Source organism: Methylomonas sp. BG-2, from assembly GCF_057766305.1.
The window spans coordinates 1-3,169 of sequence record NZ_JBYMAP010000340.1 but is presented as its reverse complement, the minus strand read 5'-3'; the positions used below and the strand labels follow the sequence as shown (position 1 = coordinate 3,169).

The window sequence follows — 3,169 nt, the reverse complement described above, 5'->3', positions numbered from 1 at the left end:
AGAGTCCTGGAAGTTTTACGTGAACCGTTGGAAACCGGTCATATCACAATTTCCCGCGCGAATCGCCAGGCCGATTTTCCGGCACGGTTTCAGCTGATCGCGGCGATGAACCCTTGTCCCTGCGGTTATCTGGGGGATTCGTCGGGGCGCTGCCGTTGCACCTCGGAACAAATCGCGCGCTACCGGGCCAGAGTCTCGGGGCCCTTGCTGGACCGAATCGATATGCACTTGGAAGTTCCCAGAGTTCCGATCTCGGTGCTGCGCGAGGGCACGCCCGCCGGCGAGGAGCGTAGCGAGATCATTCGTGGGCGGGTGGCGGCGGCCCGAAGCATTGCCGATAGCCGTTGCGGCAAGGCTAATTCGGCATTATCAGCGGCGGAAGTCAAACGCTATTGTCCCCTGACCGACGCCGGCCACCGATTGTTGGAACAAGCCATGGAAAAGTTCGGACTCTCGCACCGTGCGTATCATCGCATTCTGAAACTGGCCCGCACTATCGCCGACCTGGCTGGTTCCAATACGATCGAAATTCCGCATCTAAGCGAAGCCATCGGCTATCGAAAGCTGGATAGAACTCGAAATTCGCCAAACGGCGGCGCATAAAAAAGGCGCATTGCCGATACGGCAACGCGCCTACATGCCTGGAGCGAAAAAGCTTACAGTTTGTCGGCGTTTTTGCTCAAGTACTCAGCCACGCCTTGCGGATTGGCGTTCATGCCGGCGTCGCCTTTGTTCCAACCGGCAGGGCAAACTTCGCCATGCTCTTCGTGGAATTGCAACGCATCGACCATGCGCAGCATTTCATCGAAGTTACGACCCAGTGGCAGATCGTTAACCACTTGATGGCGCACGACACCTGCTTTATCGATCAGGAAGCTGCCGCGAAACGCTACGCCGCCTGCGGATTCAACATCGTAGTCTTGGGCGATGGTGTGTTTCAGGTCCGCGGCCAGGGTGTAACGAACCGGACCAATACCGCCTTGATTGACCGGCGTGTTACGCCAGGCATTGTGCGTAAAGTGCGAATCGATGGACACGCCAACGACTTCAACGCCACGGCTTTTGAACTCGTCGATACGGTGATCCAAAGCGATCAGTTCGCTAGGGCAAACGAAGGTAAAGTCCAGCGGGTAGAAGAAAAGTACGGCGTATTTGCCGCTGGTGGCTTCAGAAAAACTATAGGAGTCGACGATCTGACCATCGCCCAGAACCGCAGGAACCGTAAAATCGGGGGCTTGCTTACCAACTAAAACACTCATTGAGTTCCTCCAAAATTTTTTAAAAACAAAAGGTTAACAGGGGGGAAACGCCTTTGGGGTAAGGCTGGAACTTATTCTACACTAAAATACTGGGTATTCACCCAATAATCCAGGCAAATTCTACTTGCAAGATGATGCGATTCGCGCTAACTTGTAGGCAAAAGCTTACACAATTAACAGACAGTCTGCGTGTGTCTGACTTTAAAATTCACCTGCAGACCTTTTGTGAATTTTCTGGTTGGGGTATTAAGTATGGCAAAAGTAAAACATATTACAGAACCTGATGCATTCGGTTTTCAAGTTCGTATCGTTCGGCGCGGCAAGGAGAGCAGCCGTTATTTTTCACATAAACTTTGGGGCAGCAAAACCAAATCGCTGAAAGCCGCGATTACTTGGCGCGACCAAATGTTGGTGGTATTGAAAGGCAGCAAGACCCGCTTCTTGAAACCACCGAAAAATAAAACCACCACCGGCGTTACCGGCGTTTCGAGAACCATCAAGTTCGACCATCGCAAGGATAAAAGCTATTTGTGCTATACGGTGTTCTGGGTCAAGGACAGTAAATCCCGCAACAAAACCTTCCAAGTCGGCAACGTCGACACGGTAACCGCCGACGACGAATTGCATGCGTTTCGGACCGCGAGACTCTTCCGCAGCTGCTACGAACACGCCATCGACCACGATGCCTATTTCGACGACAGCAAGTTCGCGAACTGGAAGAAACTGCGTTTATACGAAAACGAAATGCTGAACGCGGTCAGCTAAACAGCACCGGAAAGCTATCGTTCTATTGTCAGTCGATGCGCATCTGAATGCGCATCGACAGATCCACGGCCTGTACGTTTTTGGTCAAGGCCCCGATGGAAATAAAATCCACACCGGTTTCCGCAACATCCCGAATGTTCTCCAACGTGATATTGCCGGACGCTTCCAATTCCAACTCGCCTTGATTTCTTGCGACAGCCACCGTCATATCCGCGAGCGAAAAATTATCCAACATGATTCTGTCAGGCCGAGCCTGCCAAGCCTCGTCGAATTCGGCCAGATTTTCGACCTCCACTTCAACCGGCACATTGGCGTAGTCTCTCGCCATCAATACGGCCGCCGATATCGATCCCGCCGCTAAAATATGATTCTCTTTAATCAAGACGGCATCGAACAATCCAATACGATGATTAAAACAACCGCCACAGGCAACAGCGTATTTCTGCGCGACCCGTAAGCCCGGCAACGTCTTGCGGGTATCCAATATTCGGCAACCGGTACCCGCCACCGCATCGGCATAGCGACGCGCCAATGTGGCGGTAGCGGATAAAGTTTGCAGCAAATTCAACGCGGTACGCTCGCCGGTCAACAAAGCTCTGGCTTGACCTCGGAGTTGACAGAGCTCCACATTGGCGGGCACTCGGTCGCCATCGCCAAAGCGCCAATCCACAACCACATCCGGACTCAACTGGCGAAACACCGCATCAAACCAAGCCCTACCGCACAACACCATGGCTTCGCGCGCGACTAAGCTGGCAACCGCCCGAGTTCCGGCGGGAATCAGTGCGGCGGTTAAATCCCCCGCGCCAATGTCTTCGGCGAGATAAGCAGCAATTTCGGAATCGGAAGGCCCAGTAGTCATTAGAATCGCCAATCGGTTAGACAAAGCCGTTATTATACCCGGCAAATCCGTCGAGACCTCACCACCCGATGACAGCTCAGCCACCAATCCATGAAAGCCCGCTACCAATCCGCAACCACTGGCTGACTTACGCCAGACAAGTTCCGTCGCCAAACCAGGACGCTCGCCCGAATCCGGCCGATATTTCACTGATCGTCATTCACTGCATCAGCCTGCCGCCCGGCGAGTTCGGCGGCCCGCACGTTGACCAACTGTTTTGCAACCGATTGAGTCCCGATGACCA

The 3,169-nt window shown here is 53.4% G+C and carries 4 protein-coding genes; 2 read left to right on the top strand and 2 right to left on the bottom strand.

The window, feature by feature from the left end; translation table 11 throughout:
• Positions 1–603: ATP-binding protein (locus AC3B8H_RS19800; protein WP_488443237.1), on the top strand; the 603-nt coding region annotated here is incomplete at its 5' end.
• A gap of 53 nt (positions 604–656) precedes the next feature.
• Here AC3B8H_RS19800 and AC3B8H_RS19795 read toward each other — a convergent pair.
• Positions 657–1,259 (bottom strand): peroxiredoxin, encoded by a 603-nt coding sequence (locus AC3B8H_RS19795; protein ID WP_301935454.1) that lies wholly within the window; start codon positions 1,257–1,259, stop codon positions 657–659.
• 252 nt (positions 1,260–1,511) lie between these two features.
• Here AC3B8H_RS19795 and AC3B8H_RS19790 point away from each other — a divergent pair, with 252 nt between their 5' ends.
• Positions 1,512–2,024, top strand: coding sequence for a hypothetical protein (locus AC3B8H_RS19790; protein ID WP_064031398.1), 513 nt, complete (start codon positions 1,512–1,514; stop codon positions 2,022–2,024).
• Positions 2,025–2,052: 28 nt separating this feature from the next.
• Here the strand turns inward: AC3B8H_RS19790 and nadC are convergent, their stop codons facing one another.
• Positions 2,053–2,886: a carboxylating nicotinate-nucleotide diphosphorylase gene (gene nadC, locus AC3B8H_RS19785; protein WP_488443236.1), complete on the bottom strand. Its 834-nt coding sequence runs from the start codon at positions 2,884–2,886 to the stop codon at positions 2,053–2,055.
• Positions 2,887–3,169: the final 283 nt, after the last annotated feature.